The sequence below is a fragment of the Rhodopirellula maiorica SM1 genome, assembly GCF_000346295.1.
GTDB classification, from domain to species: Bacteria; Planctomycetota; Planctomycetia; order Pirellulales; family Pirellulaceae; genus Novipirellula; species Novipirellula maiorica.
Map to the genome: position 1 here is coordinate 1 of NZ_ANOG01000513.1, position 3,134 is coordinate 3,134.

5 protein-coding genes are annotated in these 3,134 nt (G+C 52.6%); 2 read left to right on the forward strand and 3 right to left on the reverse strand.

Annotated elements, in window-relative coordinates; all coding sequences use genetic code 11:
- A partial coding sequence (locus RMSM_RS16370) for an endonuclease/exonuclease/phosphatase family protein (RefSeq protein WP_040767445.1) occupies positions 1-432 on the forward strand: 432 nt, incomplete at its 5' end.
- A 69-nt stretch (positions 433-501) separates the two neighbouring features.
- Here RMSM_RS16370 and RMSM_RS16375 read toward each other — a convergent pair.
- Both RMSM_RS16375 and RMSM_RS16380 read right to left on the reverse strand, forming a co-directional pair.
- Positions 502-993, reverse strand: coding sequence for a GNAT family N-acetyltransferase (locus RMSM_RS16375; protein ID WP_236622170.1), 492 nt, complete (start codon positions 991-993; stop codon positions 502-504).
- Entirely contained in the window at positions 978-1,805 is an 828-nt protein-coding gene (locus RMSM_RS16380; RefSeq protein ID WP_040767449.1) for a PhzF family phenazine biosynthesis protein, read from the reverse strand. The genes RMSM_RS16375 and RMSM_RS16380 overlap by 16 nt, the downstream gene beginning before the upstream one ends.
- A 152-nt stretch (positions 1,806-1,957) precedes the next feature.
- Here RMSM_RS16380 and RMSM_RS16385 point away from each other — a divergent pair, with 152 nt between their 5' ends.
- Positions 1,958-2,410, forward strand: coding sequence for a hypothetical protein (locus RMSM_RS16385; RefSeq protein WP_144057707.1), 453 nt, complete (start codon positions 1,958-1,960; stop codon positions 2,408-2,410).
- Between the two features lie 445 nt (positions 2,411-2,855).
- Here the strand turns inward: RMSM_RS16385 and RMSM_RS16390 are convergent.
- Positions 2,856-3,134 (reverse strand): cytochrome d ubiquinol oxidase subunit II (locus RMSM_RS16390; RefSeq protein ID WP_173405128.1); only part of this gene is annotated, 279 nt, incomplete at its 5' end.

Genomic DNA, 3,134 nt, shown 5'->3' on the forward strand with positions numbered 1-3,134 from the left:
GTTTCATTTTCGGAAGAAACACGACTGCCTTCGTTGCTGATGGAGTTCCCGCTGTCCGATGGCGATCCAATCCAGCTAATCGCGACACATCCGCTGCCCCCGATGCAAAAATCGACGTGGCAAGACCGCAATCGGGCGTTTGCTGGGCTCGCCGAACAAGTGCAGCAACAAGGAAGTCAGCGAAGCATCGTGGCGGGCGATTTGAATTGCACGCCCTGGTCCTATTGGTTTCGCCGATTGCGAGAACAATCGGGCTTGCGTGAATCCGCTTTGGGGCACGGGCTGCACAGCACTTGGAATCCGACTTCGCTACCATTGCCCGGCCTGATGATTGATCATGTCTTGATAGGTTCACGAATCAACGTTGCCAGACATTTTGTTGGCCCCGATATTGGCTCGGACCATCGTCCCGTAATTGTGGATTTTCGTTGAGGTTCGCACGCCTGCCGAATCCTCGTCACAAGAATCGTGGGTTCCGACGAAGCGATCATCGTGACGACGCTAGGAAAGAACGTATCGCATCAAATAGTTCGTGAACTCTTTTCCACGGCAAACCACGGTTTGCTTTTGCACCACCACGAACGATTGGGCGAGAAAGAAGGGTTTCGCTGTGATGCTGGCTTCCGTCGTCACCTCTGTGAGTTGCAAGTCGGCGGCGGAGTGCAAAATTGCTCGCAATAATCTTCGGGCAACGCCTTGCCGTTGACAATCCGCAGAAACGAACAATCGATCCAAATATCCCGAGGTCATCATGTCGGCGAAACCGACAATGGTGTACCCGCGTTGAGCCACATAGGTAATCTTGCCTTCAAAACGCTCCGCCCAAGGATCGGTCGATAAATCGTCCGGTGCCCAGGCGGCAATTTGCTCGGACGTGTAGTCACGGCAATTGATGCGGTGTACCGTGTCGCGAAACAACTCGAGTAGGGCAAGTGCATCCGATGGTTCATAGGACCTTAGTTTGATTGGCGGCGGTTTCATGGCGTCGTCCATAGCCTGCCTTCCATCACAGTCACGGCGTTGCCGCTGAGCTGGACGCGGTCGCCCCGCAATTCGGTGTACACCATGCCGCCTCGCGAGGAAGCTTGGTAACCGACAAGTCGATCACGTCCAAGACACGCGTACCAATAGGGTGCCAAACAGCAATGCGCCGATCCCGTTACCGGATCTTCATTGATGCCGGATTGAGGAGCGAAGAAACGCGAGATGAAATCGATTCCTTGTTCATCCCCGCGGGCCGTCACGATGATTCCGCGAGTGACGATATTCGCTAAAGCCATGAAGTTCGGTTTCAATTCGCGTACCGTTTGCGGATCGTCCACCACCAACAGGATGTCGAACTTGGTTCGTGCTGCAAACGTTGCCGTGATCCCAAGAGCGGATTGGCATTCGTCGATCACCACGGGATCAAGTGACTCATTGGCGGCAGTGGCGGGGAAATCCAGTGCGATTTTCGATCCTATTTGTTGACACACCAGTTCACCACTACGTGTTTGGAATCGTATCGGGCAGTTCGCCTCGACACGCCTCTGTTCGATTAACACGTGGGTGGCGGCCAAGGTAGCATGGCCACACAAGTCGACTTCGGTGGTCGGTGTAAACCAACGCAAGTCGAACGAATCCTTCGCGTCGCTGGGAACGACAAACGCCGTTTCCGCAAGATTCATCTCGGCGGCCACTTGCTGCATCCATTCACCATCCACCGCCGAGTCGAGTAAACAAATCGCGGCGGGGTTGCCACCAAAAGCTCGTTCGGTAAACGCGTCAACTTGCCAAATTGGGATCGTTTGCGATGGAGTGGCCATAATTTTCGAGAGAGGGTTCCAAGTGGAAGACAGCGAAAAATAACTGCTGGCGTGGAGCAACAATCCAAGATTCTTTTCAACGTGGCCCCCGGTTTGCCCTGTTGCAAACGAATCGTTCCTCACTTCCATTCGCAACCTTCGAAAGACAGATCATGAAGACGTTATTTTGGGTCGCTACCAGCCTAGTATTGCTGCCAGTTTCGTTTGCACAAGAGCCCGCACGGACTGCGACCGAGATTGTCGAATCCGAAGAAAAACCGATTGATTTTTGGATGGAGAAGAAACTGGATTACTCAACCGCCATCTTGCGTGGACTGGCGATGCAGGACTTTGACGAGATCCAAGCGAACGCCCAAAAAATGCGAGTTCTCAATACGATGGAGGGCTTTGTGCGAAGTCGCAACAAAGAGTACCGAAAACACGTAAATACCTTTCAAGTTGTGACCGACGAATTGATCACACAATCAAAGCAGAAAAATATCGACGGCGTTACATTGGCGTTCAACCAGTTGACTGTTAGCTGTGTCCGATGCCATCAAAGTCTACGTGAAGATGGCGATTCCGACGCCGAAACAACGTTGTCTGTCCCGAGCACCCGTCGCTAAGACTGTGCGTGAACGGTCACATCGTTGTGCGAATTGGCGCAGCCCGATCGTCCAAACGTTGTGAATCAATTTTTGTAATAGCGTTTATACTACTTTAGCGTAGCGAAAGTCGCGGGCCGCTTGTCGATTTACGGAGCCGCGACGCGTCAGCCGCCGGGCACAACGCACTACGAGGGTGTCTGGCGGTTCGCCGTTGCGATTTGATTTAGCCTGACTTTAGCATGTTTCGTTTAACCGTTAGCCGATAGGCGTACGCCAACGTATCCGAGTGCGTCTTCGGCTGATTGTTAAACGACTAAATCGACAAGACTTTAGTCCAGTATCGGCAACAGACGGGCACATCCTCAGGCTCACAAAGAAGTTCCGTTTTGCACCTCACTCGCAACAACCAACGGTATTAGAAAAAGTTGGCAACGTTTCTGACAAAACGTTGTTCGCTCTTTGGCTAATAACTATGGGGATCGAGTTTGACTTTGCCTCGGAAAATCCAGTAGATCGTCACGGTGTAACTGAGCACACAGGGGATACCGATCGCAGCGATGATCAACATCGTACCGAGCGTTTGCTGGCTGCTGCGGGCGTTGTCTAGCGTGACACTGTAAGCGGGGTCGATCGTCGAGAGCATGAAGTTGGGAAAGATTGCGACACTGAACAGCGTCGCGAATGCCAAAATCACCATCGATGATGTGAAAAAAGCGTAGCCAGGTTTGCCCAAGTGCATCGC